Origin of the sequence: Streptomyces sp. HmicA12 (assembly GCF_000373565.1) — a bacterium.
Taxonomy (GTDB): domain Bacteria; phylum Actinomycetota; class Actinomycetes; order Streptomycetales; family Streptomycetaceae; genus Streptomyces.
Genome location: NZ_KB891809.1, coordinates 522,065 through 538,677, shown reverse-complemented (window position 1 = coordinate 538,677; position 16,613 = coordinate 522,065). Strand labels below are relative to the sequence as shown.

At 70.2% G+C, this 16,613-nt stretch carries 18 protein-coding genes; 11 read left to right on the top strand and 7 right to left on the bottom strand.

Features of this window, described 5'->3' with window-relative positions; translation table 11 throughout:
- Nucleotides 1–51: 51 nt before the first annotated feature.
- Genes B072_RS0120340 through B072_RS0120325 form a run of 4 tightly spaced genes read left to right on the top strand, consistent with a single transcriptional unit; the run spans nt 52 to nt 3,578 of the window.
- The gene (locus B072_RS0120340; protein WP_026246070.1) at nt 52–864 is read left to right on the top strand and encodes an ABC transporter permease; all 813 of its coding nucleotides are present in this window, start codon (nt 52–54) and stop codon (nt 862–864) included.
- A complete protein-coding gene (locus B072_RS0120335) occupies nt 857–1,672 on the top strand; it encodes an ABC transporter permease (protein ID WP_234018884.1) in 816 nt (271 codons plus the stop codon). Before B072_RS0120340 ends, B072_RS0120335 begins: the two co-directional genes overlap by 8 nt.
- 15 nt (nt 1,673–1,687) lie before the next feature.
- Entirely contained in the window at nt 1,688–2,683 is a 996-nt protein-coding gene (locus B072_RS0120330; RefSeq protein ID WP_018531813.1) for an ABC transporter ATP-binding protein, read from the top strand.
- Between the two features lie 19 nt (nt 2,684–2,702).
- Nucleotides 2,703–3,578 (top strand): DUF1707 SHOCT-like domain-containing protein, encoded by an 876-nt coding sequence (locus tag B072_RS0120325; protein WP_018531812.1) that lies wholly within the window; start codon nt 2,703–2,705, stop codon nt 3,576–3,578.
- Between the two features lie 271 nt (nt 3,579–3,849).
- Here the strand turns inward: B072_RS0120325 and B072_RS0120320 are convergent, their stop codons facing one another.
- Nucleotides 3,850–5,172 (bottom strand): SGNH/GDSL hydrolase family protein, encoded by a 1,323-nt coding sequence (locus tag B072_RS0120320; protein WP_026246069.1) that lies wholly within the window; start codon nt 5,170–5,172, stop codon nt 3,850–3,852.
- Between the two features lie 247 nt (nt 5,173–5,419).
- On the opposite strand from B072_RS0120320, the gene B072_RS0120315 reads away from it, so the two are divergent.
- From B072_RS0120315 to B072_RS43585, 4 genes are read left to right on the top strand one after another with little or no spacing between them, the layout of a single operon-like run.
- Nucleotides 5,420–6,778 (top strand): DUF445 domain-containing protein, encoded by a 1,359-nt coding sequence (locus tag B072_RS0120315; protein ID WP_018531810.1) that lies wholly within the window; start codon nt 5,420–5,422, stop codon nt 6,776–6,778.
- A gap of 54 nt (nt 6,779–6,832) precedes the next feature.
- The gene (locus B072_RS43590) at nt 6,833–8,341 is read left to right on the top strand and encodes an MFS transporter (protein WP_018531809.1); all 1,509 of its coding nucleotides are present in this window, start codon (nt 6,833–6,835) and stop codon (nt 8,339–8,341) included.
- Nucleotides 8,342–8,353: 12 nt separating this feature from the next.
- Nucleotides 8,354–9,337 carry a GlxA family transcriptional regulator gene (locus B072_RS0120305; RefSeq protein ID WP_018531808.1) on the top strand — a complete coding sequence of 328 codons (984 nt, stop codon included), beginning with the start codon at nt 8,354–8,356 and terminating at the stop codon, nt 9,335–9,337.
- A gap of 16 nt (nt 9,338–9,353) precedes the next feature.
- A complete protein-coding gene (locus B072_RS43585) occupies nt 9,354–9,764 on the top strand; it encodes a VOC family protein (RefSeq protein ID WP_018531807.1) in 411 nt (136 codons plus the stop codon).
- A 20-nt stretch (nt 9,765–9,784) separates the two neighbouring features.
- Here the strand turns inward: B072_RS43585 and B072_RS0120295 are convergent, their stop codons facing one another.
- Together B072_RS0120295 and B072_RS43580 are read right to left on the bottom strand one after the other, a co-directional pair.
- A complete protein-coding gene (locus B072_RS0120295; RefSeq protein ID WP_018531806.1) occupies nt 9,785–10,090 on the bottom strand; it encodes a hypothetical protein in 306 nt (101 codons plus the stop codon).
- 142 nt (nt 10,091–10,232) lie between these two features.
- A complete protein-coding gene (locus tag B072_RS43580) occupies nt 10,233–11,093 on the bottom strand; it encodes a maleylpyruvate isomerase family mycothiol-dependent enzyme (RefSeq protein WP_234018891.1) in 861 nt (286 codons plus the stop codon).
- 307 nt (nt 11,094–11,400) lie between these two features.
- On the opposite strand from B072_RS43580, the gene B072_RS0120285 reads away from it, so the two are divergent.
- Nucleotides 11,401–12,048 carry an RNA polymerase sigma factor gene (locus tag B072_RS0120285; RefSeq protein WP_026246068.1) on the top strand — a complete coding sequence of 216 codons (648 nt, stop codon included), beginning with the start codon at nt 11,401–11,403 and terminating at the stop codon, nt 12,046–12,048.
- A gap of 77 nt (nt 12,049–12,125) precedes the next feature.
- A complete protein-coding gene (locus B072_RS0120280) occupies nt 12,126–12,932 on the top strand; it encodes a hypothetical protein (RefSeq protein WP_018531803.1) in 807 nt (268 codons plus the stop codon).
- A 16-nt stretch (nt 12,933–12,948) separates the two neighbouring features.
- Here B072_RS0120280 and B072_RS0120275 read toward each other — a convergent pair whose 3' ends face one another.
- From B072_RS0120275 to B072_RS0120265, 4 genes are all read right to left on the bottom strand, one after another.
- Complete coding sequence (locus B072_RS0120275) at nt 12,949–13,284, bottom strand: hypothetical protein (RefSeq protein WP_018531802.1); 336 nt, start codon at nt 13,282–13,284, stop codon at nt 12,949–12,951.
- Nucleotides 13,285–13,375: 91 nt separating this feature from the next.
- Complete coding sequence (locus B072_RS0120270; RefSeq protein WP_018531801.1) at nt 13,376–14,305, bottom strand: hypothetical protein; 930 nt, start codon at nt 14,303–14,305, stop codon at nt 13,376–13,378.
- A 427-nt stretch (nt 14,306–14,732) separates the two neighbouring features.
- Nucleotides 14,733–14,957, bottom strand: a complete 225-nt coding sequence (locus tag B072_RS46595; protein WP_078506498.1) for a DUF397 domain-containing protein — start codon at nt 14,955–14,957, stop codon at nt 14,733–14,735.
- A complete protein-coding gene (locus B072_RS0120265; RefSeq protein ID WP_026246067.1) occupies nt 14,954–15,802 on the bottom strand; it encodes a helix-turn-helix domain-containing protein in 849 nt (282 codons plus the stop codon). The genes B072_RS46595 and B072_RS0120265 overlap by 4 nt, the downstream gene beginning before the upstream one ends.
- 191 nt (nt 15,803–15,993) lie before the next feature.
- Here B072_RS0120265 and B072_RS0120260 point away from each other — a divergent pair, with 191 nt between their 5' ends.
- Nucleotides 15,994–16,602 (top strand): ATP-binding protein, encoded by a 609-nt coding sequence (locus B072_RS0120260; protein WP_026246066.1) that lies wholly within the window; start codon nt 15,994–15,996, stop codon nt 16,600–16,602.
- The last annotated feature ends 11 nt before the right edge of the window (nt 16,603–16,613 follow it).

Genomic DNA, 16,613 nt, shown 5'->3' with positions numbered 1-16,613 from the left:
GCTGAGAAAATGCATGGCAGGCGAGGCCAGGCCGCCCCTAGGGTGCCGACGATGGGATCTTTACGGCTGTACGCGGCTGTCGCCGCCAGTGGAGTGCGGCGTTACGCGACTTATCGTGCGGCCACCGCCGCCGGGATCTTCACCAACACCGTCTTCGGCATGATCATCGCCTGTGCGTATGTCGCGCTGTGGGACGAGCGCCCGCACCTCGGCGGCTACGACCAGACGCAGGCGCTCACCTTCGTCTGGGTGGGGCAGGCCCTCTTCTCGGTGATGATGCTCGGCATGCCGGCCGGGGTCGAGGTCGAGCTGATGGACCGGATCCGCAGCGGGGACATCGCCGTCGACCTGTACCGGCCCGTCGATCTGCAGTGCTGGTGGCTGTCGCTGGACCTCGGCCGGGCGCTGTTCCAGCTCGTCGGGCGCGGGGTCGTCCCGCTGGCGATCGGCGCGCTCGTCTTCCCGCTCGCCCTGCCGACGGACCCGTTGCGGTGGCTCGCCTTCCTCGTCGCGGTCGTGCTCGGCTGCGTCGTCAGCTTCGCGCTGCGCTATCTCGTGGCGCTGTCCTCGTTCTGGCTGATGGAGGGCAGCGGGGTGACCCAGATGTACGGGATCGTCGGCACCCTCTTCTCCGGCATGCTGCTGCCGCTGAACGTCTTCCCGGGCGCGATCGGCGACCTCGCCCGCGCGCTGCCCTGGTCCTCGCTGCTCCAGGTCCCGGCCGACGTGCTGATGGGCACGCATCCCGACCGGGGCCTGCTGGGCAGCTATCTGTTCCAGGCCGCGTGGGGCGCCGGGCTCCTCGGCGTGGGGCGGCTGATGCAGGGGGCGGCGACGCGGCGGGTGGTGGTGCAGGGTGGCTAGCAGGACGGTGGTGGGGGTACGGGCGTTCCGGCTGGTCAGCGGCGCGTGGATCCGCTCCACGATGGCGTACCGCACGTCCTTCGTGCTGACGACGATCGGCAACTTCGCGGTGACGGCCCTGGAGTTCGTCGGGATCCTGCTGATGTTCTCGCAGGTCGACCGGCTCGGCGGGTACACGCTCCCCGAGATCGCCTTCCTGTACGGCACCGCGGGCGCCGCCTTCGGGCTCGCCGACCTGGCCGCCGGTTCGCTGGGGCGGGTCGGGCAGCGGGTGCGGGACGGCACGCTGGACGTGTTCCTGGTGCGGCCCGCGCCGGTGCTCGCGCAGGTGGCGGCCGACCGGTTCGCGCTGCGCAGGGTGGGGCGGTTCGCGCAGGGCCTGGTGGTCCTCGGCTGGTCGGTGACGGCGATGGACGTGGCCTGGACCCCGCTGAAGGTGCTGCTCGTGCCGGTGCTGCTGGTCAGCGGGGCGGGGATCTTCGTCGCCGTGTTCCTCGCGGGCGCGGCCTTCCAGATCGTGGCGCAGGACGCGGCCGAGGTGCAGAACGCGGCGACGTTCGGCGGCAACGCCCTGCTCCAGTACCCGCCGACCGTGTTCGGCGACAACCTGCTGCGGGGCGTCACCTTCGTCCTGCCGCTGGCCTTCGTCAACTGGATCCCGGCGCTCTACATCCTCGGCCGCCCCTACCCGCTGGACCTGCCGCGGTGGACCGCGTTCACGACGCCGCTGGTGGCCGCGGCGGCCCTGGCGGTGGCGGGGATGCTGTGGCGGGCGGCGCTGCGCGCGTATCGGAGTACGGGGAGCTGAACGGGAGTGTGGGACATGGCGGTTGACGTCGGCACGGACGTACTCATCGAGGTGGAGGGCGTCGAGAAGGTCTTCGACGTGCGCCGCAAGGCGGGTTTCCTGCGGCGCGAGCGGCGTGAGGTGCGGGCCGTGGACTCGCTGACGTTCACGGTGCCGCGCGGTGAGATGGTCGGCTACATCGGGCCGAACGGCGCCGGGAAGTCGACCACCATCAAGATGCTGACCGGCATCCTGACCCCGAGCGCGGGCCGGCTGCGCGTCGCCGGTATCGACCCGTCGCGCGACCGCTCCAGGCTGGCGCACCGCATCGGTGTCGTCTTCGGTCAGCGCACCACGCTCTGGTGGGACCTGCCGCTCATCGACTCGTACCGTCTGATGCGCCGCATGTACCGGATCCCGGACGCGCGCTACACGGAGAACCTGGCCCGCTGTGTCGAACTCCTGGAACTGGAGCCGCTGTTGGAGGTCCCCGTCCGGCAGCTCTCGCTCGGGCAGCGGATGCGCGGTGACATCGCGGCGGCGCTTCTGCACGACCCCGAGGTGCTGTACCTGGACGAGCCGACGATCGGCCTCGACGTCGTGTCCAAGGTCAAAGTGCGGGGATTCCTGCGGGACTTGAACGCCGAGCAGGGCACGACGGTGCTGCTGACCACGCACGATCTCACCGACATCGAGCAGCTGTGCCGCCGCGTCATGGTCATCGACCACGGCCGTCTGATGTACGACGGCGAGCTGGAGGGGCTGCACGACCTGGGCGGCGGCGAGCGCACCCTCGTCGTCGACCTGGAGCGTGAACTGCCGCCGCTGGAGCTGGAGATGGTCGCCTCGGCGCGGGTGGTGAAGGTGGAGGGGGCGCGGCAGTGGCTGGCGTTCCCGGCCGGGCAGTCGGCGGCGCCGTTGGTGGCGGAGATCGCCGGGCGCTATCCGCTGGCGGACCTGTCGGTGCGGGAGCCGGACATCGAGAGCGTGATCGCGCGGATGTATGCCGGGGGAGCTTCCGTAAAGCCCTGACGCCCGTAGGCTGAAACGTATGACGGACGCATCGCTCCCGGACCGCCCCGACGCCTCGAACCCTTCCGACGACGGCCTCGATCTGCGCGCCTCCGACGCCGACCGGGAGCAGGTCGCCGAGCGGCTGCGCGACGCCATGGCCGAGGGGCGCCTCGACATGGACGAGTTCACCGAGCGCCTCGAAGAGACGTACAAGGCGCGTACGTACCGGGAGCTGGCGCCGATCACCCGCGACCTGCCCGGCGCGGGAGCGCCCGCCCCGGCGCCCGCCCCGGTGAACCTGGTGAAGGGGCCGTTGCCCGAGGGCGCCGTGGACTGGGCTGCGCGGATCGGCGGCGAGGCGGGCGGTTCGGCGTGGGGCGTGGGCATCCTCTCGGGGTTCGAGCGCAAGGGGCGGTGGACGGCGCCGCGCCGGTTCGACTGTGTCGCGGTGATGGGCGGTGGTGAACTCGACCTGCGCGAGGCGAACTTCGAGGACCGCGAGATCGTCATCAACTGCGTCGCGATCATGGGCGGCGTCAATGTGATCGTGCCGCCCGGCGTCGAGGTCGTCGTGCGCGGCATCGGCATCATGGGCGGCTTCGACCACAGCGAGTCCGGGGTGGCCGGCGATCCCGGGGCGCCGCGGGTGATCGTCACCGGGTTCGCGTTCTGGGGCGGTGTCGGGGTGGAGCGGAAGGTGACCCGCGCCGAGCGCCAGCGCCTGAAGGAGGAGCGCCGCCGCGACAAGCTGGAGCGGCGGGAGGGGCGCCGCGAGCTCCTTGAGGGCCACCACGACCGGCACCGGCACCTCCACGAGGACCGCGTGGAGCGGCACCGTGAGCGCGTCGAGGAGCACCTGGACCGCCTGGAGGAACGCCGCGAGCGCCGCCGGCGGGGCCGTCACTGGGATTGAGCTCGGCCCGCTTGCGGCGCGGGCCGGGATCAGCGCCCCGTCAGGGGCGCGGGGAACTGCGCGCTCAGCCCCCACCGGGCGATCACCCGCGAACGGCGCTGTACCGGCCGCCCGATGAAGCGCTCACCCCGCGCCGGGGTGCCGCCTTGCCCACCCTGCCGCCCCAGGCGGCAGATTGCCCAAGGCGGGGGGTGGCACGCGCCCGGGGCGGGAACGCGGCGGGGCGGCAGATTGCCCAAGGCGGGGGCGCCCTGGGCAGGCCGTAGCCCGGTTACAGCTCGGCGCCGGTGGAGCCCTTCAACGAGGTCAGGTCGAAGGTCTCGGCCATTTTGCGGTACCCCGCGTCGCTGGGGTGCAGATGGTCGCCCGAGTCGTACTGCGACAGCAGCCGCCGCGGGTTGTAGGGATCGCGCAGCGCCCTGTCGAAGTCGACGTAGCTGTCGTAGACCTTGCCGGCCCGGATCTGCTCGTTGACGCCCTGGCGCACGGTCTCCAGGTACGGCTCGTACCCGCGGTGCCCCTGGAACGGCATGAGCGTCGCCCCGACGACCCGCAGCCCGCGCGCGTGGGCCTGCCGGACCAGCTCGCGCAGCCCGTCCGCGATCTTGTCGGGGTTGGTCTGCTGCGGGTTGCGCAGGATGTCGTTGATCCCGAGGTCTATGACGACGGCCCGCACGCCGGAACGGTTCAGCGCGTCCCGGTCGAAGCGGGACAGGCCGCTCGGGTTGTTCGCGGGGCGGCCGAGGCCGTCGGACAGGACGCGGTTGCCGCTGATGCCCTGGTTCACGACGCCGTAGTGCGGGGCACCCGACTCGTCGCGCAGGCGCTCGGCGAGGAAGTCCGTCCAGCGGTGGTTGGCGCCCATGGTGGAGGTGATGCCGTCGGTGAGCGAGTCGCCGACGACGACGACGGTGCCCGCCGCCTCGTTGCTGAGCACGTCGAGCGCGGTCAGGTAGCGCCAGTAGGGGCTCTGCGCGGTGTACCGCGTGCCGTTCGGCTCCTCGACGAGGTCGCCGTCGGCCACGTACGACATCTGCCGGGCCTGCGGGTGGTACGTGACGGGTCCGGAGGGGGTCGGCGAGTACGTGGTGACGAGCATGTCGGAGTCGCTCGGCACCTGGAGGCGCACGGCGTCGCTGAGGACCTGCGTGCCGGCCGGGATGACCACCGAGGTGTTCCCGGAGAACGTCAGGCGGCGCACCGTGTTCGCGAGCGCCGTCGGGCTGTTCGGCGCCGAGGCGACGGCGATCGAGGCGTGGGTGATGGTGAGGGGGGACTGGCCGTAGAGATTGGAGAGCGTGATGCGGGCACCGGTGCCGCCGATGCTGGTGTGCACGACGTTGCGGACCGAGCGGCCGGAGAATCCATTCGTCTCCGTGCCGGGCTCGGCGCCCGCGGGGGAGGCCGACCAGCTGCCGGCCCAGGTGCCGGTGGAGGCGGGCGCGGCGGAGCTGCGCGGGTGGGTGCCACCCGCCTGTACGTTGTCGTCGCCGCCTCGCAGGACGCCGGAGAACCCGACGTATATGGCGGCCGAGATCACCACGACGACCGCGGCGAGCGCGGCCAACAAGGCATAACCGTGACGCCTGGTCATGCGGTGTGTGTCTCCTCGGGCAGGGGGAGCCCAAGGCTCCGGTGTGATGAACCCATGATGCGTCATGGGGCGGGACGAGGCCGACGGTGCCCCCCTCCGACCAATGAGACGTCGGGAACTTGTGGTTCGTTCCGGGAGTAGGTCAGGAAGAGACAATGTGTGAGGGGAATGACATTGCCGACCGGGGACCGGACGTGGAACGGGCGAGGAACGAGGCGGACGGACGGATGAACGGGACGGATCGATCATGAACGAGACGGACAAACAGGGCGAAACGGGTCAAGGAGGCTCTGGGCAGTATGCCCCCGGCCCCGCCGCCCAACCCCGCACCGCCCGCCGCTCCGTCACCGAGTTCACCGCGGCCGACGAGGAGAAGCGCCGCGGTGTACGCCGAATGAAGACGACGGCGACGGGCCTGCTGGTCCTGGTCGCGATCGTCTACGTACTCGCCACCTGGGCGGGGCACTCCGGCGCGGGCGCCTGGACCGGGTACGTCGCGGCGGCCGCCGAGGCCGGCATGGTCGGCGCGCTCGCCGACTGGTTCGCGGTCACGGCCCTTTTCCGCCACCCGCTGGGCATCCCCATCCCGCACACCGCGATCATCCCGAAGAAGAAGGATCAACTGGGCCTCTCGCTGGGTGAGTTCGTCGGTGAGAACTTCCTCTCCGGCGACGTCGTGCGCGACCGCCTGCGCGCCGTCGGCATCGGCTCCCGCCTGGGCGCCTGGCTGGCCGAGCCCAAGAACGCCGACCGGGTGACGGCGGAGCTGGCCACGGCGCTCAGGGGCGCGCTGACGGTCCTGCGCGACTCCGACGTCCAGGCGGTGGTCGGCGAGGCCATCACGCGCCGCGCCGACAACGCCGAGATCGCGCCGGGCCTCGGCAAGATGCTGGAGAAGGTCGTCGCGGACGGCGGCCACCGGCGGGTCGTCGACCTGGTGTGCGCGCGGGCCCACGACTGGCTCGTCCTGCACTCGGACTCGGTGATGGACGCGGTGCAGGGCGGGGCCCCCGGCTGGACGCCCCGCTTCGTCGACAAGCGCGTGGGGGAGCGGGTCTACAAGGAGCTGCTCCGCTTCGTCACCGAGATGCGCGACATGCCGGAGCACCCTGCCCGCGGCGCCGTCGACCGTTTCCTGCGCGACTTCGCGGGCGACCTGCAGTCCGACTCGGACACCCGGGCGCGCGTCGAGCGCCTGAAGTCCGAGGTGCTCGGCCGTTCCGAGGTGCAGGACCTGATCGCCTCCACCTGGTCCGCGGTCCGCTCGATGATCGTGGCGGCCGCCGAGGACGAGCGCAGCGAGCTGCGCCTGCGCGTGCGGGCGTCGCTGCTCTCGCTCGGGCGGCGGATGGCGTCCGACGCGAAGGTGCAGGCGAAGGTCGACGGCTGGGTGGAGGGCGCGGCGGTGTACGTCGTCACGACGTACCGCGCCGAGATCACGTCCCTCATCACGGACACCGTGGCCGGCTGGGACGCCGAGCACACCTCCCGCAAGATCGAGGCGCACATCGGACGTGACCTGCAGTTCATCCGGATCAACGGCACGGTGGTCGGCTCGCTGGCGGGGCTGCTGATCTATACGGTGTCGCGGGCCTTCGGGGCGTAAGCCCTGGTGGGCCGGGGAACTCGGGCCGGGCCATTCCCTCAACGAGGAGGGCCCATGTCCCTGGAACCCCCGCAGCAACCCGGCACCGGCACCGGCGGAGCCACCGGCACCGGCGGAGCCACCGGCACCGTCACCACCGCCGTCCCCGCCCGCCTGGATCGCCTCCCCTGGTCGCGATGGCACTGGATGGTGGTGATCGGCCTCGGCACGGTCTGGATTCTGGACGGCCTGGAGGTCACGGTCGTCGGCAACATCGCGGGCCGCCTGTCCGAGTCCGGCAGCGGCCTGCCCATCTCGTCCGCGCAGGTCACCGGCACCGCGGCGGCCCTGTACGTGGCGGGCGCCTGCTCCGGCGCCCTCTTCTTCGGCTGGCTCACCGACCGCTTCGGCCGCAAGAAGCTCTTCCTGCTGACCCTGGCGGTCTACCTGGCGGCCACGGCCCTCACCGCGCTGTCCTTCTCCACCTGGTGGTTCTTCGTCTTCCGCTTCTTCACGGGCTTCGGCATCGGCGGCGAGTACGCGGCCATCAACTCGGCGATCGACGAGCTGATCCCGTCGAAGTTCCGCGGCCGCGTGGACCTGATCATCAACGGCAGCTTCTGGCTCGGCGCGATCGGCGGCTCGCTGCTCTCGATCGTGGCCCTCGACACGGACCTGTTCGCGATGAACGTCGGCTGGCGCCTGACCTTCGCCCTCGGCGTCGTCCTCGGCCTGGTCATCCTGCTCGTGCGGCGCAATGTTCCCGAGAGCCCCCGCTGGCTGTTCATCCACGGCCGGGGAGAGGAGGCGAACTCCCTGGTGGACGGGGTGGAGGAGAAGATCAGGGCGGAACACCCCGACCGTGAACTCCCGCCGCCCGCGGGCGAGATCACCATCCACCAGCGCAAGAGCACCGGCTTCCTGGAGATCGCCCGCACGGTCTTCCGCTCCTACCCCCGCCGCACGACTCTCGGCCTGTCGCTCTTCATCGGCCAGGCGTTCCTCTACAACGCCATCACCTTCGGCTTCGGCGTCATCCTCACGACCTTCTACGACGTGCCGACCGGCTCCACCGGCTACTACTTCGCGGTGATCGCGGCGGGCAACTTCATGGGCCCGCTGCTGCTCGGCAAGCTCTTCGACACGGTCGGCCGCCGCGTCATGATCTCCTCCACCTACCTCCTGTCGGGCATCCTCCTGTTCGTCACGGCCTGGCTCTTCGACCGCGGCTCGCTCACGGCGACGACCCTGACGGCCTGCTGGTCGGTGGTCCTGTTCTTCGCGTCGGCGGGCGCCTCCAGCGCGTACCTCACCGTCTCGGAGATCTTCCCGATGGAGACGCGCGCGATGGCGATCGCCTTCTTCTACGCGGTCGGCACGGCGGCCGGCGGCATCAGCGGCCCGCTGCTGTTCGCCGACCTCACCGAGAGCGGCAAGGTCGCCGACACGGTGCTCGCCTTCCAGGTCGGCGCCGGGCTGATGTGCGCGGCGGGCCTGGTGGCGGTGGCGTTCGCGGTGAAGGCGGAACGCAAGTCCCTGGAGGACATCGCCCAGCCGCTGTCGGCGGTGGCGCCGCCCGGATGACAGCATCGCCCCATGAGCACGCGACGTACCCGTGACACCGCCCACTCGGTGGCGGTCCTCGTCAGAGACGGCGTCCTGCCCATGGAACTGGGCCTGGTCCACCAGCTGTTCGGCACGGCCCGCGACCCGTCGACGGGCGAGCTGCTCTACGACGTCCGTACGTGCGCGCCCCGGCCGGGAAAGGTGCGTACGGACGCCGACTTCCCCATCTACGCGGAGCACGGACTGGAGACGGTGGCGGCGGCGGACACGGTCCTGGTCCCGGCCTCGCACGAGCTGGACGAGTCCCTGCGACCCGGCGCGCTGGAAGCCGAGCTGGCGCAGGCCGTCGATGCGTCCCGGGGCCGGGTGGCGTCCATCTGCACGGGCGCGTTCGTGCTGGCGGCGGCGGGTCTGCTGGACGGCCGCCGGGCGACGACGCACTGGATGTCGTCGGCGCGCTTCGCCCGTACGTTCCCGCGGGTCACGGTCGACGCGGACGTCCTGTACGTGGACGAGGGCCGGGTGCTGACCTCGGCGGGCGAGGCCGCGGGCATCGACCTGTGCCTGCACATGATCCGGGCGGACCACGGCTCGGCGGTCGCGGCCGAGGTCGCGCGGCGCACGGTGGTGCCCCCGTACCGGGAGGGCGGACAGGCGCAGTACATCCAACGCCCGGTGGAGGAAACGGGGTTGACGTCGACATCGGCGTCCCGGGCGTGGGCGCTGACGCGCCTGTCCGAGCCCCTGACCCTCGCGGAGCTTGCGTCCCGCGACGGCATGTCGGTCCGCACGTACAACCGGCGCTTCCGCGAGGAGACGGGCATGACCCCCATGACCTGGCTGGCGCATCAACGCGTCGACAGGGCAAGGGAGTTGCTGGAGCGGACGGACCACACGGTGGACCGCGTCGCGACGGAGACCGGCTTCGGTACGGGCGTCTCGCTGCGCCAGCACTTCCAGCGGCTGGTGGGGGTGTCGCCGGGCGCGTACCGGACCACGTTCCGGGGGCGATGACCGCCATGATGACGCCATGACCGACATTCGCAGAGTGGTCCCGAACGTACAGGTGCCGGAAGGCGAGAAGTCCCGGGATTGCCGGGATCCCCAGGATTCCCAGGACTCCCTGGAGGCGAACCGCGACTTCTACGGCACGCTGGGCTTCGAGCAGGTCATGCACCAGGGCTGGATCATGACGATGGCGTCGCCCACCCACCCCACGGCCCAGGTCTCGTTCCTCACGCACGACGCGACGGCGCCGGTGGTCCCGGACCTGAGCGTGGAACTGGGCGACGTGACGGAGGTGGACGCGGCGTACGAGGCGTTCCGGTCGGCGGGCGCCGAGATCGTCCACGCCCTGCGGGACGAGGAGTGGGGCGTCCGCCGCTTCTTCGTACGGGACCCGCAGGGCCGGGTGGTGAACGTCCTGGCCCACCGCCCCTGAGCGGCTGGGCCCAGGCCTGCTCAGGCCTTGCGGTCCACGACGACGTACGACGCGGCGGCGACGGCCCCGGCGACCCCGAAGACGGCGGGCCAGGCGCCGACCTTCTTGGCGAGCGGGTGCGACCCGGCGAACGCGGCGACGTACGCCCCGGTCAGTGCCCCGGCGACCTTCCCGCCCCGCACCTTGGTCCACTGCGTGGCGGCGGCCGCACCGGCGACGGCGAGCACGGCCCCGCCCAGCGGCCGCTTCTTGGTGAAGCGGGCGGTGGCGTAGCCGCCGATGAGGCCGGCGGCGGCGATCGGGGCGGTGGGGAGCGTGCGGGCCATGGAGTCTCCTGGTGGACGGACCGCCGGGCCGGATGCCCGGCAATGCGCTGACTGGCGCGGCTTGGCGCCGTTTGCGAGGTTACGCCGCGCGCCTCGGGGCGCGGCCGACGGGGCGTGGACTGTGCGCGGGGTCACTCGGCCCTCAGCGCCGCCCGGCCCCCTCACCGCCGGGATCCGGGCAGTACCCGGCGGCGCCGCCCGACGTCCACGGCGCGGGGGAGGGGAAGTACCGGTCGAGCAGCGACTCGTCGCCGCGCACGCCCAGCGCCGTCCGTGGGACGCGCTGCCACAGATGCAGCATCAGATCGGACACCGAGCCCGCCAGCTCGACGAGGCAGCACCCGCTGCCCTGGTTGAGCAGCACATCCTCGGGGTCGACCTGCACGACCCACGTACGGAACCCGTCCGCCTGCTTGAACCGCAGCCGCTCGCCCTGCCCGCCCGGCACCTGCCCCCAGGCCCGCCGTGCCGGAGCCATCACCTCGAAGGCGTGGCTGACGGCGTCGGCGGCGAGCCAGGTGTCCACGGGCGAGGGCACTCCTCCGGCGGCGGACTCGGCGTCCCACCGGTGCACGGCGGCCTCGATGGTCTGCAGCCGCAGCCAGAACCCGACGGTCCGCCCGCCGAACGAATCGGCCCCCGACTCGCCCTGCCCGGCCGCCCACGACCACGCCGTCTCTCCGGGATCCCGGGCGGTGAACACCTTCTCCAGCCGGTCGGCCCCGTCCCGGAACCAGTCGAGCAGCCCGCTCGGCATCTTCCCGAGCGAAGGCCCGCCGCCGGGCTCGGGCCACCCCGACCGCTCGGCGGGCAACCGCAGCAACTCCGGATCCCCGAGCGCCTCGGGCGGTTCCACGCGGTCGGCCCCGGCGATGTGAATGACCCGCCGGTGCGTGGCCCCCAGGTGCAGTACGAGATCCGCCACGGACCACCCGGGGCACCCCGGAACCAGCGGAACGTCACGCCCCTCCCAACCCGCCGCACACCTCTCGAAGGCCGTCACTTCGCGCCGGAAACTCACGACATGGTCGACGCCCCACACGAGCGCCCTCCTTCACACATCGCCTAAACCGACCTTCTGCCCCGTGAAGAAACGTACGGCTTCCAGAGCGAGGGGGTAAGCGGTTCGGGCACACGAGCCGTCCGGGACCATGGGGATCTTCGAGGGGAGACGCGCGGGGGGAGAAATCGACGGGATCGACGAGACCGACGGGATCGACAGGACCGACGGGACCGACAAGACCGACGGGACCGACAAGACCGACAGGATCGACGGGAACCTTCGCCGGGGTGCCGGACACGTACAGAGCATGGAACTGAACGACGCTGATCCCACCGCACCGGGCAGGGGGACATCCGACCGAGAGCTGTGGGCCAGAGCCGTCGACGGCGACCGGCAGGCGTTCGGCCAGATCTTCGACCGGCACGGGAAGGCCGTCTACAACTACCTGTTCCGGCGGACGGCCGACTGGGCCGAGGCCGAAGACCTCACGTCGACCGTGTTTCTGCACGCCTGGCGCAGACGCTCGGAGACGGTCCTCGACCGCGACTCGGCGCTGCCGTGGCTGCTCGGCGTCGCCGACGGCCTGCTGTCGAACACCAGACGGCGGCTGAGACGCGCCGAGGCACTGCTGCGCCGCCTCGTCTCGCACGACGAACCGGTGGGCGACCACGCGGAGGGCGTCGCGGGCCAGGTCGACGACGAGCGCCGCATGTCGGAGATTCACCGGGCGCTGGCCAGGCTGCCGCGCCACGAGCGCGAGGTCATCGAGCTGTGCGTGTGGTCGGGCCTGGACCAGCAGGCGGCCGCGGCAGTGCTGAAGGTGGCGGTCGGAACGGTGAAGTCCAGACTGCACCGCGCCCGACGACGACTGGGCGCCGACCTGGCCGACGCGGCCGCCGCACCAGCTCCGTTCAGTCCCCAGAACCCCATCCACGCGAAGGAAGTCGCACGATGAATGACAAGCAGGGCATTCCTGCGGCTCCTTCCGATCGTGATCTGCCGGACCACCGGCGGCTGCGAGAGGAGCTTCTGATGAAGATCGACCCCGAAGACCCCCGGGAGAACGACAACAGCACCTCGCTGCGCCGCAGATGGGGAGTGCCGCTGGCGGTGGCGACGGGTGTGACGGCGGTGAGCCTGGCGGCGGTGGCGGCCTTCGGCGGAACCGGCGACGCCGGGCCGCAGGCCACCGAGACCGCTCGCCCCGGCGGCAACCCGTCCCCCTCCGCGACACCGAGCCCCGGCACACCGTCCACGGCACCCGCCAACTCCACCGAGTCGGCCTTCACCGTCACCTCGGCGACCACACCCCCCATCGCCACCGTCACCGCCACCGGCATCCTCAACTCCTGCCTGGGCGCGGCCGCGTCGAAGTTCCACGTGGTGAACGCGATCAGCGTCCCCACGCCCTCACAGACCACGGACGGCGTCCTGGTAGCTGTCGACTCGGCCGGCCAGTACGTCCAGTGCCAGGCGAAGAACGGCAAGGGGACGACCCCGAACTCCCCGCCCACCTTCATCAACAACCGCCTGTGGGGCGAGGGCCGCACGATCTCGTACTTCGACTCCGCGATGGAACCCGCGACCAAGGGCCAGTACCTCATGTACGGCGCCGGCCACTACACCGCCGCCGTAGCCAAGATCACCATCAGCTACGGCGAGAAGCCGCAGGAGTACCCGGCGAAGTTGGCAGGCGGCGCCTTCACCTACGCGGCGACCATCACCCCGAACACCCCACAGGGGAAGCACTACTTCGGCCCGACCCCGTACGTCCACGCGTACGACGCATCGGGCAAGCAGATCTACAACCAGGCGAAGGACCCGCAGTTCGCGCGGTAGTCGGGCTGCGGCCCGCTTAATCGCCGTCCAGATGGACTTCCAGCCCCGCCTGGGAGGCGCAGCGCCGGGCCAGGCCGAGCAGGTCGTCGAGCAGTCCTGCTACCCCCACGTCCTGGCCCGCGCTGCCCGCCCGCGTGGCTTCGAGTTCCGAGATGAACTGCGGCATGTCCCGCGCGGTCAGGATCTGGCTGTTGTACGGGTCCACGCGACGCAGCATCGGCAGCTCACTCCGCGCACACAGCCCGGCGAACGTGTCACCGGACCGCCCTACGGACGCCAGATACTCCACCCTGCGCCCCTTCGAACTCGTACCGCGCTGCGTGACACGTACGAGACTGACGTGCACCCCCATGTCGCTCCTTGCCGTTGCGCCGTTCTCTGCACCGTTTACGTCTCTACGTTGCTCAAGAGACAGCATGCCTGGTCAGAGCAGCCGCACACGGTCACACAACCCCTACCGGAAGCCGGCCTCCCCACGACCCTCGCTCCCGCTCCCGCAGGATCCGCCGCACTTCACCGCAGCCATCACCGCCGGCGGGGAGCTGCTCCGCGGCCCCGGCGGCGGCACACTCCCGACACACCCCGCCCTCCTGCCCCCAAGGCAACGGATCCCGGCACTCAGGACAGTCGACGACCGCCCGCCAGGCCCGCTTCCGCTCAGGCCGCTTCCGGGCGAGCCGATCACCGACGAGCCGCGCGGCCGAGTACACCTTGGCGGGCAGCCCGGCGCTGACGGCATCGATGATCTGGGCGGCCGAGGCCCCCCGATCGAGCCAGTCACACACCTCGGGCACCAGCTCCCGCACACTCCGCTCGGACAACCGCAGCCGAGCGTCGACGGTCCCGAGCCGCCACAGGATGTGGGCACTTTCGGCGGCTCGCGGATCCCGGGCTGGTTCGGCCCCGGGCTCGGCCGCGACCTGAGCCTCAGCCTCAGCCTGGACTTCGGCGGGAGGGAGGGGAGGGTCCTTCCTCCCGTCCTTGGAGAAGTCCTCCCCGCCAGGGGATTTCGCGCCCGAGTCCCCGGTTCCCACCCGCCCGGGAACCGGCTCGCCGACGCTCGTAGAACCGCGCAGCTCGGGCAGCTCGTACACCTCGACACTGGAGATGATCCGCTTGCTACGAGAGTCCCGCTCGGTCCGGGTGACCCAGTACCCCAACTCCCGCAGTTCCTTTACGGCCTTGGAGACAGCGAGCCGCCCCTGAGGAAAGCCGTCACTGAGGGTCCGGACGTTGACCGGGGAGCCGCTGGGCAGCGACAGAACGTAGACGAGGATGCCGCGAGCGGTGTGCGAGAGCCGCGGATCGCGGATGGCTTTGTTGGCGATGACGGTGAAGTCCCGCGCATGCCGAGGGATACGATGAATCTGCATGGGGAGTTGCTGCTCCTTGTGCCAGGCCCCCGGAGGTTGCCGCCTCGCGGGGGTCGCCTGTGCGTGAAGTTGTGTAGACGGAGAGTGACACGAGAGGGGCAGAACAGGCAATCTCTGCCTAGGGAAGCAACTCTCGGTAGCCCAACCAGAGTTGAGACCTCACCCCCAGCCAACGCGCACTCGCCCCACCACAATCTGCGGCGCTAGCCCACCGAAGGCCTGCCTGCCCGGCTGACCCGCGCCCTGTCCCCAACGAATCCCAAGCCGACGAAAGCCAGCCCCAACGGCCCGTCAGCCAGAGGCGGTAGGTAGGGGAGGCATCAGCAGCCACCCACCGGCACCAGCCAAGCAATCCAGGAAAACCCACCGGCCCGCAACCGACTTCGACCACCGGAACCACCCCACCGGTGCAAGGCGCCGGTCCCGCCTACCCCACGCCGAGACCGCTCAGGAAGCAGGCCCAAGTGCGGTCTTCGACAGTGAGAGTCGGTCCATCCGCCCGCTTTGAGTCGCGCACAAGCACCTCCCCACCTGCGCCGATGGCGCACTCGACACACTCGCCTCCAGCGCCGTTGCTGTACGACGACTTGAGCCAGCGGAGTTGTTCTGGAGCTTCCGAAAGGGCCGAGCTCTCGGGGTGGTCCGTGGTCATCCTGCGTACTCCTTGATCATGTTCTTGATCAGTAGAAGAGAGCGTTGTGGGCTCAAGGCGGCTGCCATCAACCCATCGAAGGCTCGCGTGTATTCACGGACATGATGGTCCCCTTCGAGGTAGATGGCATCGGTGATGCCGTCCCGATAGACGACGGCTGGGTCCTCTTGGTCGGGGAAGTCGAGGATCGTGAACGAGCCCGGCACCGGTCGCGTACCCGAGTCGAACGGAAGCACTTGCAGAGTGAGCGACATCAATTGGGCGACATTCAGTAGGTGTTCGAGCTGTTCACGCATGACAGCGCGGTCGCCTACGACGTTCCGGAGCGCGCCCTCGCTCATGATGAACCAAGAGTCCGGGGCGTTCGCCCGCGACAGCATCTCCTGGCGCTCCTGACGTACGCGGATCGCTCGCTCTGAGTCGTTCGGCGTCATGTGCGAACCAGCGACGTGCAGTTCGGTCATGTAGGCGGCCGTCTGCATGAGGCCGGGAATGAGTTCGCACTGGTACTGCCGGAACGACGAAGCTTCCTGCTCCAGCCCGATGTAGATGTTGAACCACTCGGGCACTCCCGAGCCGTGGATCTGCCACCAGCCCTTCGTCTTGGCCTGCCGAGCAAGCGACTTGAGGAAGTCGCGCATCTCGTCGCTGGTCTCGTAGAGCCGACACAACGCGTCGACGTCGGATGGCTGCACACGGCCATGGCCGGTCTCCATCCGGTTCACCTTGGAACCGCTCCAGTCCACTGCCGCACCCACCTGGGCGCAGGTCAGCCCACTGGCTTCGCGGAGCTTCTTCAGCTCGATCGAAAGCCGCCGACGTCGTGCGGTCGGAGATCCAGCCATCTCGACACCTCCCTGCTAGCCGGCCTCAGTCTCCGCGCCAAGAGGCATGCCTGCCAATCACTCGTTAGTGGGAATCCCGTTCTGCAAATTGCAAGAAGGGATCGGATGCGGTCACGCTGTGTTGTGGGGGCGGCGACGAACTCGCAGCCCTGAGGCGGGAGTTGTTGCACCTCTACGGAGAGGACGAGACTGTGCTCCAGCAGGACTGTGTGTTCCGAAAGCCATGGGAGCTGGCCTTCATCGCCGAGCCCGAGGAACTGGCCGGCCTGCGCCGGATCGTGCGGCTACACCTCATGCGCTGGGGCCTGCACGACCTCGTCGACTCCGCTCAACTGTGCGTGACGGAGATGGTCTCCAACGTCATCACGCACGTTGGCGCCGGTACACCCACCGAACTGGGTCTACTGATGAACGGCGTCTACCTTCGTATGGAGGTTCAAGACCCGGATCTTCGAGTCTTGCCGACACTTGTCCATGCGGCGAACGATGACGAGAGTGGGCGCGGCATCAGGATGCTGGATGCGGTGGCCCACAGGTGGGGTGTGCTCGTCAGGTCCGACCGCAAGGTGATGTGGTGTGAGCTGGCCACCGGAATCGATGCTGCGGGAGGGCACGTCCGTAGTGCGGCCGTCGACCGAGCTGAGGAGTTGCTGCAGCGGCACAGGTTGGCTGGACCAGTGGACATGCAGGCAGCAGCCGCTTTGATTACGGACCTACTCTGCTGGGCTCGCGCTCATGGTCACGACACGGATGAGCTCCTCCAGTGCGTCGAGACGCGCTTTGATCGCGAAGGCTCGTAGATGACACGTTG

Coding starts and splice junctions, on each gene's coding strand:
- B072_RS0120340 (WP_026246070.1), top strand. CDS start 52: ATGGGATCTTTACGGCTGTACGCGGCTGTCGCCGCCAGTGGAGTGCGG.
- B072_RS0120330 (WP_018531813.1), top strand. CDS start 1,688: ATGGCGGTTGACGTCGGCACGGACGTACTCATCGAGGTGGAGGGCGTC.
- B072_RS0120325 (WP_018531812.1), top strand. CDS start 2,703: ATGACGGACGCATCGCTCCCGGACCGCCCCGACGCCTCGAACCCTTCC.
- B072_RS0120320 (WP_026246069.1), bottom strand. CDS start 5,172: ATGACCAGGCGTCACGGTTATGCCTTGTTGGCCGCGCTCGCCGCGGTC.
- B072_RS0120315 (WP_018531810.1), top strand. CDS start 5,420: ATGAACGAGACGGACAAACAGGGCGAAACGGGTCAAGGAGGCTCTGGG.
- B072_RS43590 (WP_018531809.1), top strand. CDS start 6,833: ATGTCCCTGGAACCCCCGCAGCAACCCGGCACCGGCACCGGCGGAGCC.
- B072_RS0120305 (WP_018531808.1), top strand. CDS start 8,354: ATGAGCACGCGACGTACCCGTGACACCGCCCACTCGGTGGCGGTCCTC.
- B072_RS43585 (WP_018531807.1), top strand. CDS start 9,354: ATGACCGACATTCGCAGAGTGGTCCCGAACGTACAGGTGCCGGAAGGC.
- B072_RS0120295 (WP_018531806.1), bottom strand. CDS start 10,090: ATGGCCCGCACGCTCCCCACCGCCCCGATCGCCGCCGCCGGCCTCATC.
- B072_RS0120285 (WP_026246068.1), top strand. CDS start 11,401: ATGGAACTGAACGACGCTGATCCCACCGCACCGGGCAGGGGGACATCC.
- B072_RS0120280 (WP_018531803.1), top strand. CDS start 12,126: ATGAAGATCGACCCCGAAGACCCCCGGGAGAACGACAACAGCACCTCG.
- B072_RS0120275 (WP_018531802.1), bottom strand. CDS start 13,284: ATGGGGGTGCACGTCAGTCTCGTACGTGTCACGCAGCGCGGTACGAGT.
- B072_RS0120270 (WP_018531801.1), bottom strand. CDS start 14,305: ATGCAGATTCATCGTATCCCTCGGCATGCGCGGGACTTCACCGTCATC.
- B072_RS46595 (WP_078506498.1), bottom strand. CDS start 14,957: ATGACCACGGACCACCCCGAGAGCTCGGCCCTTTCGGAAGCTCCAGAA.
- B072_RS0120265 (WP_026246067.1), bottom strand. CDS start 15,802: ATGGCTGGATCTCCGACCGCACGACGTCGGCGGCTTTCGATCGAGCTG.